This is a genomic window from Marinomonas sp. GJ51-14 (genome assembly GCF_055808695.1).
In genome coordinates, this window is record NZ_CM147879.1 from 162,164 (window position 1) to 178,392 (window position 16,229).

15 protein-coding genes and 1 pseudogene are annotated in these 16,229 nt (G+C 40.2%); 10 read left to right on the forward strand and 6 right to left on the reverse strand.

Going from position 1 to position 16,229, the window contains the following annotated elements; genetic code table 11:
- The first annotated feature begins 450 nt into the window (after positions 1 to 450).
- Positions 451 to 1,809 (forward strand): sodium-dependent transporter, encoded by a 1,359-nt coding sequence (locus AC0L3Y_RS00780; protein ID WP_473467579.1) that lies wholly within the window; start codon positions 451 to 453, stop codon positions 1,807 to 1,809.
- Between the two features lie 109 nt (positions 1,810 to 1,918).
- On the opposite strand, the gene AC0L3Y_RS00785 is transcribed toward AC0L3Y_RS00780, so the two are convergent.
- From AC0L3Y_RS00785 to AC0L3Y_RS00795, 3 genes are all read right to left on the reverse strand, one after another.
- Positions 1,919 to 2,158 carry a DUF2061 domain-containing protein gene (locus AC0L3Y_RS00785; RefSeq protein ID WP_473467581.1) on the reverse strand — a complete coding sequence of 80 codons (240 nt, stop codon included), beginning with the start codon at positions 2,156 to 2,158 and terminating at the stop codon, positions 1,919 to 1,921.
- Between the two features lie 97 nt (positions 2,159 to 2,255).
- On the reverse strand, positions 2,256 to 3,017 hold the full coding sequence (locus AC0L3Y_RS00790; RefSeq protein WP_473470566.1) for a MerR family transcriptional regulator: 762 nt from the start codon (positions 3,015 to 3,017) through the stop codon (positions 2,256 to 2,258).
- Positions 2,914 to 3,186, reverse strand: a complete 273-nt coding sequence (locus AC0L3Y_RS00795) for a hypothetical protein (protein ID WP_473470652.1) — start codon at positions 3,184 to 3,186, stop codon at positions 2,914 to 2,916. Before AC0L3Y_RS00795 ends, AC0L3Y_RS00790 begins: the two co-directional genes overlap by 104 nt.
- Positions 3,187 to 3,440: 254 nt before the next feature.
- On the opposite strand from AC0L3Y_RS00795, the gene AC0L3Y_RS00800 reads away from it, so the two are divergent.
- The 6 genes and pseudogenes from AC0L3Y_RS00800 to AC0L3Y_RS00825 all read left to right on the forward strand — a co-directional run bounded on the left by AC0L3Y_RS00800 (position 3,441) and on the right by AC0L3Y_RS00825 (position 10,045).
- Positions 3,441 to 4,418, forward strand: a complete 978-nt coding sequence (locus AC0L3Y_RS00800) for a YbgA family protein (RefSeq protein WP_473467583.1) — start codon at positions 3,441 to 3,443, stop codon at positions 4,416 to 4,418.
- Positions 4,419 to 4,431: 13 nt separating this feature from the next.
- Positions 4,432 to 5,832 carry a deoxyribodipyrimidine photo-lyase gene (gene phrB / locus AC0L3Y_RS00805; RefSeq protein ID WP_473467585.1) on the forward strand — a complete coding sequence of 467 codons (1,401 nt, stop codon included), beginning with the start codon at positions 4,432 to 4,434 and terminating at the stop codon, positions 5,830 to 5,832.
- Between the two features lie 166 nt (positions 5,833 to 5,998).
- Positions 5,999 to 6,487 carry a MarR family winged helix-turn-helix transcriptional regulator gene (locus tag AC0L3Y_RS00810; RefSeq protein WP_473467588.1) on the forward strand — a complete coding sequence of 163 codons (489 nt, stop codon included), beginning with the start codon at positions 5,999 to 6,001 and terminating at the stop codon, positions 6,485 to 6,487.
- Between the two features lie 372 nt (positions 6,488 to 6,859).
- Positions 6,860 to 7,858, forward strand: coding sequence for an ABC transporter substrate-binding protein (locus AC0L3Y_RS00815; protein ID WP_473467591.1), 999 nt, complete (start codon positions 6,860 to 6,862; stop codon positions 7,856 to 7,858).
- 90 nt (positions 7,859 to 7,948) lie between these two features.
- A pseudogene (locus AC0L3Y_RS00820) lies at positions 7,949 to 8,844 on the forward strand (ABC transporter permease).
- Entirely contained in the window at positions 8,837 to 10,045 is a 1,209-nt protein-coding gene (locus AC0L3Y_RS00825) for a quaternary amine ABC transporter ATP-binding protein (protein WP_473467593.1), read from the forward strand. Before AC0L3Y_RS00820 ends, AC0L3Y_RS00825 begins: the two are co-directional and overlap by 8 nt.
- Before the next feature lie 130 nt (positions 10,046 to 10,175).
- Here AC0L3Y_RS00825 and dapB read toward each other — a convergent pair whose 3' ends face one another.
- The 3 genes from dapB to pomA form a co-directional block, all read right to left on the reverse strand.
- Positions 10,176 to 10,976 carry a 4-hydroxy-tetrahydrodipicolinate reductase gene (dapB, locus tag AC0L3Y_RS00830; RefSeq protein ID WP_473467595.1) on the reverse strand — a complete coding sequence of 267 codons (801 nt, stop codon included), beginning with the start codon at positions 10,974 to 10,976 and terminating at the stop codon, positions 10,176 to 10,178.
- Between the two features lie 174 nt (positions 10,977 to 11,150).
- Entirely contained in the window at positions 11,151 to 12,143 is a 993-nt protein-coding gene (locus tag AC0L3Y_RS00835; RefSeq protein ID WP_473467597.1) for a flagellar motor protein MotB, read from the reverse strand.
- A 40-nt stretch (positions 12,144 to 12,183) separates the two neighbouring features.
- Positions 12,184 to 12,939, reverse strand: a complete 756-nt coding sequence (gene pomA, locus AC0L3Y_RS00840; RefSeq protein WP_473467600.1) for a flagellar motor protein PomA — start codon at positions 12,937 to 12,939, stop codon at positions 12,184 to 12,186.
- Between the two features lie 173 nt (positions 12,940 to 13,112).
- Between pomA and AC0L3Y_RS00845 the strand changes: the two genes are divergently transcribed.
- From AC0L3Y_RS00845 to dxs, 3 genes are all read left to right on the forward strand, one after another.
- On the forward strand, positions 13,113 to 13,355 hold the full coding sequence (locus AC0L3Y_RS00845) for an exodeoxyribonuclease VII small subunit (protein WP_473467604.1): 243 nt from the start codon (positions 13,113 to 13,115) through the stop codon (positions 13,353 to 13,355).
- Positions 13,352 to 14,233 (forward strand): polyprenyl synthetase family protein, encoded by an 882-nt coding sequence (locus tag AC0L3Y_RS00850; RefSeq protein ID WP_473467607.1) that lies wholly within the window; start codon positions 13,352 to 13,354, stop codon positions 14,231 to 14,233. The genes AC0L3Y_RS00845 and AC0L3Y_RS00850 overlap by 4 nt, the downstream gene beginning before the upstream one ends.
- A gap of 97 nt (positions 14,234 to 14,330) precedes the next feature.
- Positions 14,331 to 16,217 carry a 1-deoxy-D-xylulose-5-phosphate synthase gene (gene dxs, locus AC0L3Y_RS00855; protein WP_473470567.1) on the forward strand — a complete coding sequence of 629 codons (1,887 nt, stop codon included), beginning with the start codon at positions 14,331 to 14,333 and terminating at the stop codon, positions 16,215 to 16,217.
- The last annotated feature ends 12 nt before the right edge of the window (positions 16,218 to 16,229 follow it).

The window sequence follows — 16,229 nt, forward strand, 5'->3', positions numbered from 1 at the left end:
ACAAAGTATTTATATTTATCAAATATCGGTTAAATCGCTCAAAAAAAATCAAACCATGCTATTTAAAAGGAATTTGTTATCCAATTTATTAAAATAAGCACATTGATTTGATGTCTAAACATTATATCCGAAAGTATTTTTATGTCTATAATTTTATTTAGATGTCTAATCTTTTGAGTTGTATATTCACTATTCATAAAACATTTTGAAGCAACAACCAAGAAGACACGATAAAAGCCATTCGCATAAAAATGCCTTTTTTTGTTGCATATAAGCGGCGAAATTCGGAAAATCCCGCCCCTATTCGAAGTTTTGGTTATTTTTGTTTACTAGATTTTTACTTAACAAAAAGAGTTCTCATGCTTTTTTGTGTTGTGGGAGACACAATTATTGTCATGAAATAGCTTCGATCGCTGTGTATATTTCGCTTTCAATAACTTAGAGATAACTATGAAAAATAAAACATCTGTTCACGGCTCATGGGCGAGTCGTTGGATATTCATTTTGGCAGCAACAGGTTCAGCTGTCGGCTTAGGTAACATTTGGAAATTCCCTTACATTACTGGCGAGAACGGTGGTGGTGCATTTGTATTGGTTTATTTGGCTTGTATTTTACTTGTTGGTATTCCAATTATGATGGCAGAAGTCTTCATTGGACGTCGCGCGCGTAAAAACCCAATCCATGCATTAACAGATATCGCAGAAGAATCTGGTGGTTCTAAAGCTTGGGGCTGGATTGGTTTCATGGGAATGTTATCCGGCGTTCTTATCTTCTCTTTCTACTCAGTAGTGGGTGGTTGGGTACTTCATTACATAAAAGTTATGCTTACTGGCGAAATGCTGGGGGTAAGCGCTGAGCAAGCTGGTGATACATTTGGCGCATTACTTGGTGATGCACAAACATTATTAGCTTGGCACACACTTTTCAGTATTATGACTATTGCTGTTGTAGCTGGTGGTATTAATAAGGGTATAGAAACCGCCACTCGCATAATGATGCCTGCATTGTTTGCTCTACTACTTATTTTACTTGGCTATGCCATGTCTACTGATGGCTTTGCACAAGGTTGGGACTTCATGTTCCACGTTGACTTCAGCGAATTAACTTGGAATGCCGCACTTGTCGCATTAGGACATTCGTTCTTCACCCTATCATTAGGTATGGGAACAATCATGGCATACGGTTCTTACATGACGAAGAAAGCGTCAATTGGTAAAACAGTATTAACAATCGGTGCACTAGATACATTAGTTGCTTTGGTTGCTGGTTTAGCGATTTTCCCAATTATCTTCTCAAATGGATTGAATCCAGGCGCAGGTCCAGGCTTGATGTTTATTTCTTTGCCTGTTGCATTTGGCCAAATGCCATTTGGCCAATTGTTCGGATCTTTGTTTTTCATTCTTGTCGGTGTTGCTGCGTGGACTTCTGCCATTTCTTTGCTAGAACCAACCGTTGCATTTTTAATTGAGAAATTCAAAATGAAACGAATCACGGCATCAATCACATTAGGAGCTGTTGTTTGGGCTTTAGGTATTGCTTGTTTAGGTTCATTCAGTTTCTTGTCTGATGTAACCTTCTTCGGCAAAAATACCTTTGATTTCTTAGACTACATCACAGCCAACATCATGTTGCCATTAGGTGGTATTTTGATTGCATTGTTCGCCGGCTGGGTTGTAAAAGACAAGTTTGCACAGGATGAGTTGCAGCTGTCTGATTCTATTTACAAAATGTGGAATATCTCAATGAAGTTTACGGCACCAATTGCCGTTACAATCGTTCTATATTTCTTGCTTTTCCCAATGTCGTAATTCAGAATAATCTCCCTCACCCACTAACGCCATGCGTTAGTGGGTTTCTTCGAAAACCATAACCATTCACCTTGATCCTCTCACTATCGTAAAAACGATAGCAACAAGATTACATTGACCTTAGTGCGTAGCTCTCGCCTGCTGATTGAAAGGTTTTTGTTATGGCTGCTTCAGCATCGGACTGCTGTAATTTATTCCAAAATATTTCGTGAAAATAGTAAGCAACCGTATTAATTGCGGGTTCAACAATGGCCACCAAGCCACCGACAATGATGCTTCCTGTAATTAAGTAAGCGACAGAAAAGGCGATAGAAAAGTGCATGATGGCGAATGTAATAGTTTTAGTCATTTGAATATCCTCGTTTGATTTAATAAAGATATTAGATGAGCCATAACAATAATAAAAATATATTATTAATATAAAGCTGATAGTTTTTAATAAAAAATTATAAAATACCCTTCATAAATTCAGAAACGCCTTCCAACGCTTCTGAATACACCTTCACATTCCCCGTTGTCATATTTAACTCATGTACCGCTAGCCAAAATCCTGCTCCTATTGTTGTAACAGGTTTATTCCATTGTTGCATTTGCGACATTAAATCAGCAGCTTTCGACGCCAATTCGTTTTCGCAAAATACCAGCACAGATTCTGCTTTAATACCCGCTACAAGACCTGACCAGTCATCACTTTGTTGAGCATTTGGTACCACTCGACAGGATATCCCTTTGTCTAGCAACATAGCCGCAGCCATATAGCACCAAAGCGCTCGTTGAGACATCAATCCTGTGATCAAAACTTTAGAAGAATATTTTTGTTGAGATTTAAGGCTATTAATTCGTGCGATCAGACACGACAACACGACCGATTCACAAAACGCCAATGGCGCACCTTTGCCTAATTGCTCAAAACTCGGTAGCAACCAATCACGTACTGCAATGTCCGCAGGATATTGGGAAAAAATTTGCTGATACAGCTGCTCAATTTTGTCTTCTTGAAACAGTTGCGACGCTTTAACTAACGAGGCTTGCCACTCCAACCATTCATTAGATGGTGCGACGCCATCAAAAGCGACGCCTTGATCCAACAAAGCACGCACTTTACTAACCGCAACACCTTGTTGAATCCAACGGAGTATTCCTTCCACACGTTGCACATCGCCTTGATCGTAAAGGCGATGACCTTTCTTGGTTCGTTTTGGCTTCAATAAACCATAACGGCGCTCCCAAGCAGCGCAAGGTAACCGAGTTAACACCGGTTTTTGAAGATAACTCACGAATGGGAAAGTAAGACGAGCTGTCTAAGACAAGCGCTTCATCCAATAGGTCTGACACGTCTACGCTGGCGGTTTCTTCATTCTGGTTTGGCTGACTCATACAGATTTCCAATAAATCACGGTGCTTAAAAAGCTTAAATTCTCACAATAGATACATTGTGACCTAAACTTAAGGAATAGACAAAAGTTATACAAATATTTTTTTGTACAATAAACTTGCTTTTCTTATACAACATTCTATATTGTATAAGAAACTCATCAAGACAATTGAAACAATATCCTTACAGCCCAAGAAAAAGACAAGCGTTGAACTATCATTTTTAAGTTAACAGCTTATCTTTTGGAGAATAAAAAATGCCATTATTTCATACACCAGATCAGCTAGAACAAAAAATACCAGTTGGGATCAGCGCATGCTTGCTAGGGGAAAATGTTCGCTTTAATGGTGGACACAGCAACTCAGATTATTGCAGCAAGGTACTGACTGACTATTTTGAATACCAGAAATTTTGCCCAGAAGTGGCAGCAGGATTTGGGACACCTCGCCCAACCTTACGCTTAGAAGGCGATCCGACTGATCCAAGAATGGTCTTCACCAAACAAGCAGACAAAAACGTCTCTGATGTTTTCATGTCGACTTCCAATGCGTACTTAGAAAAGCTTTCCCACCTTGATGGCTATATCGTCATGAAGAACTCACCAAGCTGTGGATTAGAGAGAATTAAGGTGTACCAAGAAAATGGACATCCTCACATGCAGAGAAGTGCAGGCTTATTCACAAAAGAATTACAGCGCCGTTATCCATTATTGCCAATCGAAGAAGATGGTCGTTTAAATGACCCAAGACTGAGAGAAAATTTCTTGTTACGTGTTTTTACCCATCATGATTTTCGTCACACCGTCGGAGAGTCAACAAAGATGAAAGATCTGATTTCTTTCCATAGCCGTTATAAATACATGGTAATGGCACACTCTCAACCAATATATCGTCAACTTGGTCGTTTACTTTCAGGTAATGATCCACGACCAGTAGCCGAACTGAGAAACACGTACTTTGAAATATTAATGACAACATTATCTAAGCCAGCGCAACGTAAAAACCATTGCAATGTGCTCATGCATTTAATTGGATACCTAAAACATGCCGTCGATGTTTCGGTACGAAAAGACATTATTAATGTGGTCGAACAATACCGTCGTGGCGAAGTGAATCTCGCAACTCCGATGACGTTACTGCAACATTATTTAAAACATTACGGCAGTGAATACATTAATAAGCAAAGCTATTTTGCTCCGTATCCAACGCCATTAGGTATCCGTAATACGGTTTAGGACTAAAAAAACAATGAAAATTGAACATCTTGTTTGGCTAAGAAATGATCTTCGCAGCATAGATAACCCGGCTCTTTACCATGCTTCTCAGCAAAGTAATGTTGCTGTGGTTATCACAGTAACCCCGCAACAATGGGCAGAGCATAACGAATCAGATGCCAAAACAGGTCTGCGAGCAGGCCTTATTCACACTCTTGCTAATACTTTAGCAGCGCTTGGTATTCCGCTGTATATCATTCACGCAGACACTTTTTCACAAGTGCCTGATAAGATAACCGATTTCTGTTTAAAGCAAGGCATTAAACATCTCTGGTTTAACCGTGATTTACCGATACACGAACAACAAAGAGACAAGTTTGTCTGTCTGTCTCTAAAAAACCACAATATAGATGTGCACATTCAGCATGCTGACTTAATCGTTCCTCAAGCTGTCTTTAGTCAACAAGGCACGCCTTTTAAAGTATTCACGCCTTTCTTTAAACGCTGGGTAACTTTGCTTGCCCAACAAGACCTAACACCGTTACCGGCTCCTGAATCACAAGCCGAGCCAATTGATCCAATCTTGCTTAACTTAGACTGGAGTAAGCCTTTTAGGGAAGATTTATGGCCTGCAGACCAAGACACAGCCAAACAGCGTCTTTGGCAATTCTGTCACCATAAAGAGCGCCACTATCAAACAGGCAGAGATTACCCAATGCAGCCTGCCACCAGCACGATTTCCCCTTATCTTGCATTAGGTGCATTAGGTCCAAGACAATGCTTGGAAGCTATTTTTTACACTTGTGACCAAGAAGAAAGAAACTGGCAAGAGAGCATTTGGCTCAAAGAACTCGCATGGCGTGATTTCTATCGTCAGTTAATGGAGCATTTCCCTTCCCTATCGATGAATCAACCGTTCAAACCTAATACTAATTTCCTACGCTGGCGTAATAACCAAGATGAGTTTCATGCCTGGTGTGAAGGGAGAACAGGCTTCCCTATTGTGGATGCGGCAATGAGACAACTCAAGCAAACAGGTTGGATGCATAATAGACTTAGAATGATTACGGCAAGCTTCTTTACTAAGCTTCTTTTTGCTGACTGGAGAAAAGGTGAAGCCTACTTTATGAGTAAGCTAATTGACGGTGAATTTGCAGCCAACAATGGCGGCTGGCAATGGAGTGCATCGACAGGTTGTGATGCTGCCCCCTACTTCCGAGTTTTCAATCCAACCAGACAATCTGAAACCTACGATAAAGCGGGCGATTTCATCAGACGATTCGTACCAGAGCTGGCTGAATTAGACTCAAAATCCATACATAATCCGAACTCAGAACAAAGAAAAAAGTATGCTTACCCAGAACCTATCATTGATTACAAACCCGCTAGACTTGCCGCTATTGCTGCGTTTGACGAATTAAAAAACCTTTTATAAGCCCTCATTTTCTGGAAGAAACGCTTTTTATAAAAAGTTTTTCTTTCAGACCTTTCCAATACCAGAAAGCCTGTCTATACTTTGAGCTCTAATAGATTTAAACTTAGCGCGAATAAACACCTACAACCCCCTATTTTTACAACATTTTCTGGACCTTCTTATCGTTATGTCTGATTCACAACACCTTCACGATGTACTTGTAAATTTACGACGCATTATCCGAGCAACGGATCTACAATCAAAACGCGTTGTTAAAGCTTGTGGTTTAACCATTCCACAAATTATGGTGCTGCGCTCTATTGAAGAACTTGGTGATGTAACTGTACGCCGTATTTCGGACAGTGTTTCATTAAGCCAAGCAACAGTAACAACCATATTAAATCGCTTAGAAGACAGAAAATTTGTAGAGCGAGTCAGAGCACAAAAAGATAAGCGTATTGTGAATGCTCGACTCACAACGTTAGGTTTAGACGTATTAAAAACCACACCGCCATTATTGCATGAAAAATTTATTGATGAATTTGAATCATTAGATGGTTGGCAACAAACCCAGATCTTATCATCATTGCAACATATCGCTATGATGATGGATGCAGAGTCTTTAGACGCTGCTCCTTTATTAGATATTAATTCACCGAACACAACACTCGTTTAAGCTTCAAACATAAGTAATATTCAAAAGCACAATACGTGGTCAATCATCGTATTGTGCTTTTAGTAAACATTCCAAAGAAACCTCCTTTTTCTTCGCATATGTCTTTTTCGCCATGCGATATGCTTAGAGCTCTGCCAAATACTTCCTGAAATCATATTTCATTACAAAAGAAACTTTCTTTTACAAAATTCAACGATAAGACAAAAACCCTTATAAAACATAACCCTTGCAAGTTTTATGTCATATCCTCCCCACTAAACCCAGCAGTCCTTATAGGTAAAACATTTGATGTATAAACATTTGATGTATAAACTAAATATAGACTAAACCCTCATAGCTATAAGATTTATCACATCCTAAAGGACCGATACCATGCATTTAAAAACACTTTCTGCACTTACTGTGATGCTTTCTGCATCGTCAGCTTTTGCCGCAAACGAAAGTTGTGGCGACCTAACCATCGCTGACATGACTTGGAACTCAGCAACATTAATCGCTAACGTTGATAGCTTTATCCTGACCGAAGGTTACGGCTGTAACGTCGAATTAGTACCAGGTGACACAAATGCGACAGGTGCCTCTATCATAGAAAGAGGTGAGCCAGATATTGCACCTGAGTTATGGTCAAACTCTATGGCTGAAGCATTGAATAAAGGTGTCGCAGATAAGCGTATACGTTTCGCCGGAAAATCATTGTCTGATGGTGGCGAAGAAGGCTTTTGGATACCAAAATATCTAGTTGATGAAAACCCTTCACTTGTTTCAATGAAAGAAATACTTAAACACCCTGAGTTATTCAAACACCCAGAAGATGATTCATTAGGTGCATTATATAGTTGTCCTGCAGGTTGGAACTGTCAAATATCTACAGGCCATTTATTTGAAGCTTTTAATATGGAAGAACATGGTTTTGACTTAATTGATCCAGGTTCTGCTGCTGGCCTTTCTGGCTCTATTGCTAAAGCTTACGAACGTAAAGAAGGTTGGTTAGGTTATTACTGGGCTCCGACAGCTGTTTTGGGTAAATATGAAATGGTAAAAGTAGACTTTGGCTCTGGCGTCAAGCTTGAACATTTCCAAACATGCCTTACACAAGAGTATTGTGAAAACCCACAACCTAGTATGTACCCACCATCACCAGTTGATACGGTCACAACTGAAGTATTAGCAAGTGAAAAGCCAGCAGTATATAAATATCTAACTAAACGTTCATTTACTAATGCCAAAATGAACACACTATTAGCTTGGATGGAAGACAATCAAGCTGAAGGCTATATTGCTGCTGAATACTTTTTAAAGAACAATGAGGCTATTTGGTCCACTTGGGTCTCTGCTGATGCTGCTAAAAAGATCAAAGCAGCTCTTAACTAAAAGCTATTTATACTGCAGCCAATATCACCATTATATTAATGGTGATATTGGCTGCTACTTTTCTCAATAACAAACAAGGTTCCAATAAAAATGGCCGATAGTTCTTGGTTTACTAGCTTCCCTCAATTAGATAGGAAGGATCTAACCGTCATTAAAAAGACATTAGACGGTGCCTATCGTGAATTCTCTCGTAATTACGGTGAATTAATTGAAGGTTTTTTTGACCCATTGCTTACATTTTTAATTTGGTTCGAAAAATTATTATTAGCCTCCCCTGGTGGCTAACCATAGGTGTCATTGTTGCCATTGTGTATAGCGCCACTCGCTCATGGAAACTTTGTACCGGCGTATTCGCATCACTCATTGCCATTGGTATTTTTGGTATGTGGGACGACACCATGCGTACTTTAAGCATTATTACCGTTTGTACCCTACTCTCCATCATAATAGGTGTACCTACAGGTATTTTAATGTCTCGTTCAAATCGAATGCAGTCCATCATAACGCCTATTCTAGACGTCATGCAGACTATGCCTGCTTTTGTCTATCTGATACCTGTTGTCATGCTATTAGGTATTGGTAAAATTCCAGGTGTCATTGCGGTTATTATCTATGCTGTTCCTCCGGTAATTCGCCTAACTAATTTAGGTATTCGTTTAGTCGACAAAGAAATCATGGAAGCGGCTACTTCATTTGGAGCAACGAACACACAAAAATTATTTGGTGTTCAGTTACCACTAGCTATGCCAACTATTATGGCTGGTATCAACCAAACAATTATGATGGCATTAGCCATGGTTGTTGTCGCTTCTATGATTGGCGTGAAAGGCTTAGGGCAACCTGTTTTAAAATCCATTACTAACCAATATTTTACATTAGGTTTATTAAATGGATTAGCCATTGTAGCTCTTGCGATTATTTTTGATCGAGTATCTCAGGCTTATGCGAAACGCTCACAAAAACACCTAGGAAATCGTCATGACTAATACAAACACAAACAAGAAAACGACGAGCCCTCTCATCGAAATCAATGGCTTATATAAAGTCTTTGGCCCTAAAGAACTAAGCATTTTACCTATGCTAGAAACAGGTAAAAACAAACAAGACGTATTAGCAGAAACTGGCCACACTGTTGGTTTACGCGACATTAATTTAGAAGTACAACAAGGCGAAATTTTCGTCATTATGGGACTATCAGGTTCTGGTAAGTCAACGCTTATTCGACACTTCAACCGTTTAATTGATCCAACAGCAGGTCAAATAAAGGTTGAAGGTGAAGACATTATGAAATTGTCTAAAGATGAATTAATTGAATTTAGACGCCATAAAATGTCTATGGTATTTCAAAATTTCGGACTTATGCCGCATCGAACTGTTTTGGAAAATGTTGCTTATGGCTTACAGATCCAAAAAGTTCCAAAAAAAGAACGATCAGAGAAAGCCGTAACATGGCTAGAGACTGTGGGATTAGCTGGTTACGAAGAACAGTATCCAGGTCAACTTTCAGGCGGTCAACAACAACGTGTTGGGTTAGCTAGAGCGTTATGTACAGATGCAGAAATTCTTTTGATGGATGAAGCCTTCTCTGCACTTGATCCTCTTATACGCAGTGAAATGCAAGGCCAGCTACTTGAATTACAAGAGAAACTCCAGAAAACTATTATCTTTATCACTCATGATTTGGATGAAGCTTTACGAATCGGTGACCGTATTGCCATTCTAAATGATGGCGTAGTATCACAGATAGGGACACCAGTAGATATCCTACTGAATCCAGCCGATGACTATGTAGAAGCCTTTGTTAAAGATGTGAATCGCGCCCGTGCAGTACCTGTCAAAACAATTATGCAACAGTCGGTACCTATCATAAAATCGGCTAACTTAGCGGAAGCTATCGCCAAGCTTCCTAAACAGGGTTATGCATTTTATCAAAATGAATCTGGTTTCCACGGACTTCTAACTCGTAAAAAGTTGGAGGCCGCGATCAAACTACGCCCAGAAGGCAATATAACACCTGAAGATGTAACAGAGATTCCAAATTTAATGCCAGATATGCTCTTACAAGAAGCCTTATCTGACTCATTAACATCGGAATATTCACTGCCAGTTCTGGATGAAGACGGTCGATATGTCGGAGACCTTAGCTCTGAAAGTTTAGCCGAAACACTTGAATATACAGCTGAATAACAAATGTAAATAATTTTTTAAAACATAAAAAAAAGCCGTATTCATTAATATATGAATACGGCTTTTTATTGTGTTTGAATATAATCAATCCACTTTAAACTTCATTAGTAAAGGCGAGTGTCACTATTAGTTATTTTAAGTCTAATACGTCTTGCATGTCATACATACCAGCCGCCTTACCTTCAAGCCAACTTGCTGCACGCACAGCACCTTTAGCAAAGGTCATACGGCTACTCGCTTTGTGAGCAATTTCAATACGCTCACCTTCTGTCGCAAACCAAACACTGTGTTCACCAACAACGTCACCTGCACGAATGGTTTCAAAACCAATCTCTTTTTGCGTACGAGCACCAGTTTGTCCTTCACGACCATACACTGCACATTCTTTTAAATCTCGACCCAATGCTTCAGCAACGACTTCTCCCATACGTAAAGCAGTGCCAGAAGGTGAATCGACTTTATGGCGATGATGTGCCTCAACGATCTCTACATCATAATCATCACCTAGAATCTCAGCGGCCATTGTAAGCAACTTAAGAGTTAGATTCACACCAACACTCATATTTGGTGCAAAAACCACAGGAGTGTCTACAGCGGCCTGGTTTAGAGACGCTTTTTCGTCATCATTCAGCCCTGTTGTACCTACTACGATTGCTTTTTGATGCTTTGCACAAAATGCTGCGTTTTCTAGGGTTAATGATGGTGTTGTAAAATCAATCAAAACATCAAAGTCATTAACACAATCCTCTAAGCTTGCTACAGCAGCAACACCTAGCTTTCCAACGCCTGCAATTTCACCAGCATCAGCACCAATCAAACTGCTTCCAGGTTTTAAAATAGCTGCGCCTAAAGAAACTCCTTCAGCCGTCTGAACAGCTGTAATTAGAAATTTACCCATGCGCCCTGATGCGCCAATAACTGCTACTCGCATTTTGTTTACTTCCTCAATATTGTCCGGGCAAACCATAACAAAAAATACTTATAATCTCAGCACTAAAACGAAATAAGCCACAATAGAAGACATAAAAAAGGAGCCGAAGCTCCTAATTTTGATTTCTTACAATAATCTGTTGGCAGAATATCCTATGAGCTTAATTTTTATATTCTAGAATATTTCATCTGGTGCGAGCTCCTCAGCACTAAACAGATCAAACTCGATTACACCATCACTTGGTATTTCATCCAAATTGTCCCGCATTACCGGACGTGACATATCATTTTGTTTTATTACGATTTCGACTCGTCGATTCGTCCCACGATTACTGACACTATTATTTGGTACAAGTGGTCGAGTATCTGCATAACCAGTTACTGAAAAGCGACTTTGATCAAGCTGTCCGGTCGAGAATAACTCTTCCGCAACAGAAATAGAACGAGCAGAAGATAATTGCCAATTTGAACGGAATTGACGACTTCGAATAGGCACATTATCAGTATGACCTTCCACAGAAATTGTCCCTTGAATACCAACAAGCACATCACGAATCAAATCAATGACGGGGATGAAGTCGTAATTTAGTTCTGCTGAGCCCGACTCAAATGAACCTTGATCCTTTATACGGATGGTAATGGTTTCTTCTTGTGTTTCAATTTCTACTGTGCCTTTTGAAATTTCTTCTCGTAGCAGCGATGCTATCTGCTGCGCATCCGCTTCGGTTTCTTGAATCTTCTGCTCTCTTTCAAGATCTGCATTAGATTTATCAACAAAAGTAACAGGCGAAGGTGATCCCGAATTATCTCGCTCTTTTAATGCTGCATCATCTGGTTTACACAGGACTTCTAAGGTATGTTCCGGCGTACTATCAACCTTTTGTTTAACTTCATTAATTGGCGTTGGTTCTGGTCTAGCTGGGCTAAATTCTTGAGCAATAATTGACGTCCCCATAGGGATAGCATCAGCCTCAATTTCTCGTTGAACCCCAAAAGCATTTTTTAATGAGCCTGCTAATTGCTTAAACTTGATGACATCCATTTCCGCAAATGACAACAAAAGCACAAAGAAACACAACAATAAAGACATGAGATCCGCAAAGGTTCCCATGTAGGCAGGTAAGCCCTCTATACATTCAGGGCAATCTGATTCTTCTTCATCACTCATTCTGCAATCCGTTTACAACTAACATTATTTACAACCAATACTATTCACGTTCAGTTCGCTTACTTTCTGCCAAATAAGTCTTTAATGCACCATCTAATATACGAGGGTTTTGACCTGCTTGTATCGCCAGTAAGGCATCCAGTATCATTTTCTGACATAGTAGCTCTTCATCTGCACGGGTGCTTAATTTAGCATGAAGAGGTAAACACACCATATTGGCAAGCATGGCACCATAAAGCGTTGTCAAAAGAGCAATTGCCATGGCAGGACCAATTGAACTTGGATCAGATAGATTCGCCAACATTTGTACCAAACCAACCAAGGTTCCTATCATTCCCATCGCAGGTGCTATATCACCAAAAGCCTTAAATATTTTAGAACCCTTAATATGACGAATATAAGATTGGTTCATTTCTTTACTGAGCTGACTTTTTACAATTGTTCCATCATGACCATCCACTAACATTTGAATGCCTGATGATAAAAAAGGATGGCTCACTTCCTTTCCTTCTAAAGAAAGTAACCCGCCTTTGCGAGCTTCATCTGACAAGCCATAAATTTCATCGATTAAAGTATCTAAAGGAATGCTTTTAAACATAAAGGCTTTCGCTGCTACTTTACCAGCACCGAGAAACTGACCTAACGGGTACTGCATTAAAACTACAAAAGTAGAGCCAACAATAACAATAAGTATTGACGTAGTATCAACAAACATCCCTGCTGCGCCACCTAAAGCAATAGCAGCACTAACAACTATAAAAGATCCAACAAGTCCTATTAACGTTGCGATATCCACACACGTCTCCTAACAAAAAAGCTATAATGCAACTGATATACTATGTGATTCTATACGAAAGAAAGCCTAAGAATGACATCTTCTTGCGTATTTTTTGTAATTTTCATTAACACGCTCTCGAACAATGAGCCGTTTTCTGTTAAAAAACGTGCATTTCAATAAGAGTAACAATTATGTCGCGAAAAACTAGTGTTCGTCATTTTGAAGAAAACCTCAGTGAACTTGACACAATTGTCACTCAACTTGAGTCAAATCAACTGTCACTTGAAGAAGCGCTAAAAGCATTTGAAAAAGGTGTTAAGCTAAGTCAAGAATGCCAGTCCGTTCTCACCCAAGCAGAACAAAAAGTTCAAATTCTACTTGAAAAACAAGACGGTGAGCACTTAGAAACCTTTGATCCGGAATCCAATTTGTGACTTTAGATGACTTTTCTCAATACGCTCGTCGTCGAGTAGACCATTATCTTAAGCAAAGTTTAAGCCAATACGAACCAGCTACGCATCTACAAGATGCCATGTCATATAGTTTATTTAATGGTGGTAAACGTGTTCGCCCAATGCTGACTTATGCCGCTGCATCTTTGTTTGGTGAAGCTAACAATCTAACCGATGCCAGTGCTGCTGCGATTGAGTCAATCCATGCTTACTCCTTGATCCATGATGACCTTCCAGCAATGGATGACGACGACTTACGCCGAGGAAAACCAACCAATCATATACAATATGACGAAGCTACGGCGATTCTTGCTGGAGACGCACTACAGACCTTTGCCTTTGAACTATTAAGCCAATCAATACACGATCAAACAGCCACTCAATTACAACTTATTCAAGAACTTGTTCAAGCTTCTGGCCGTCATGGGATGATTACCGGACAAATGATCGACTTAGCTAATGTTGGTAAAAGTATTGATATCCATGTTCTAGAACAAATGCATCAACATAAAACAGGCGCCTTAATTCGTGCCAGCGTTCGTATGGGAGCCATCAGCACTGGCGCTCATACTAAACAGGATTTTGCTGCCTTAGACGCTTATGCCAATGCTATTGGTTTAGCGTTTCAAGTGCAGGACGACATTATTGATATCACTAGTGACACAACGACTCTTGGTAAAGCACAATTTTCAGACGAAGATGCCAACAAACCCACCTATCCTAAATTGCTTGGTTTAGAGGGTGCAAAGGATCTCGCGCAAAGTCTACATGGCCAAGCAATTGATTCTATTTCAACTTTTGGCGATGCTGCTCAACCTTTAGTTGAACTTGCAAACTATATTATTGGTCGCAACCACTGATATACTTAACCACTTTTTTTGATATTCGCTTTTTTAGATATTAGCTTCTCTAAATACTTTTTTTAAAAATTAACTGAATGTGACCAAACCTGTGCCAATATTTGAAGAGATACCAACCTCGCGACCAATAACAGAATTGCTAGATCAGGTAAATTCTCCTGCAGATTTACGCGCTTTAAAAAAAGAACAGTTACCAACACTCGTCCGTGAATTGCGAGAATTCATGCTCTATAGCGTTGGACAAACTGGTGGTCATTTTGGGGCAGGTTTAGGCGTTGTTGAGCTTACTATCGCCCTTCATTACATATACAACACGCCTGAAGATCGCATTGTCTGGGATGTTGGCCATCAAGCTTACCCTCACAAAATACTCACAGGCCGTCGTGAAGCGTTATTGAACATCCGTCAAGAAAACGGCATATCTGGTTTTCCAAAGCGAGATGAAAGCGAATACGATACCTTTGGTGTTGGTCACTCCAGTACATCTATTGGTGCAGCATTAGGCATGTCATTAGCCGCTCAGCAACTTAATACCGGCCGTAAGGCGGTTGCCGTAATTGGTGACGGCGCCATGTCTGCAGGTATGGCATTTGAAGCGTTAAATCACGCAGGTGATGTCAAAGCCGATATGTTGGTAATTTTAAACGACAATGAAATGTCTATTTCAAAACCGGTGGGTGCCCTTTCAAGTTATTTTGCTCGAATTTGGGCCAGCAAAACCTACGACCATATTCGTAAAGGTGGCCAAAAAGTTTTCTCAGGATTACCTTCAGCGTTAGAACTCGCCCGCAAAGCGGAAGAACACATGAAAGGCATGGTGTCGCCCGGCATGATGTTTGAAGAGCTTGGTTTCAATTATATTGGACCAATTGACGGTCATGATATTGATCACCTGCTTTCTACCATAGCCAACCTCAAAGATCGCTCAGGCCCTCAATTTCTTCATGTTATAACAAAGAAAGGCAAAGGTTTTGAGCCAGCCGAAGGCGACCCTATCGGCTATCACGCCATCAATAAAATAGAACCTGACCCACAACCAAATGACACGCAAAAAACACTGCCAAAATATTCTAGTATTTTTGGAAAATGGGTATGCGATGCCGCCGAACAAGATGAAAAGCTGGCAGCTATTACTCCTGCCATGAAAGAAGGTTCCGATCTGATTGAGTTTGCAGAACGTTTTCCAAAAAGGTACTTCGATGTTGCCATTGCTGAGCAGCATGCGGTGACATTAGCTGCGGGTATGGCCTGTGACGGAATCAAACCAGTTGTTGCGATTTACTCAACCTTCTTACAACGCGCCTATGATCAATTAATTCATGATGTCGCGCTACAAAATCTTGATGTACTTTTTGCCATTGACCGCGCTGGTTTGGTTGGTGAAGATGGTCCAACCCATGCAGGTGTTTATGATTTAAGTTATTTGCGCTGCATACCAAACATGGTGGTTATGGCACCATCTGATGAAAATGAATGTCGAAAAATGTTACAAACTGGATACGAATACAAAGGCCCTGTCGCTGTTCGTTATCCACGCGGAACTGGACGCGGTATCGACATTGATCCCGCTTTATCGACGCTTGAAATAGGTAAATCTCGCACCTTGCGAGCCGGACAATCCGGCATTGTAATTTGTGGCTTTGGTCGTCCAACTTATGATGCACTTCAAGCGGCTGAACATTTCGACGCTACGCTCCTTGATATGCGATTTGTTAAACCCATTGATGAAAAGGCACTATTGGCTCAACGAGAAGCAAAACTCATCGTAACAATCGAAGAGAATGCCATCATGGGCGGCGCAGGGTCAGCTGTCAGTGAGTTTTTACAGTCAAACCATATTCCTACTCCAGTTTTACATATTGGCTTACCAGATCAATATGAAGAACACGCTAGCCATAGCTCTATGCTCAAACGTGTAGGGCTGGACGCAGACGGTATTCAATCTGCAATTCAAAAGAAGTTAGTGTCTTTAGAGTTGTCGTAATTCATTAAAACA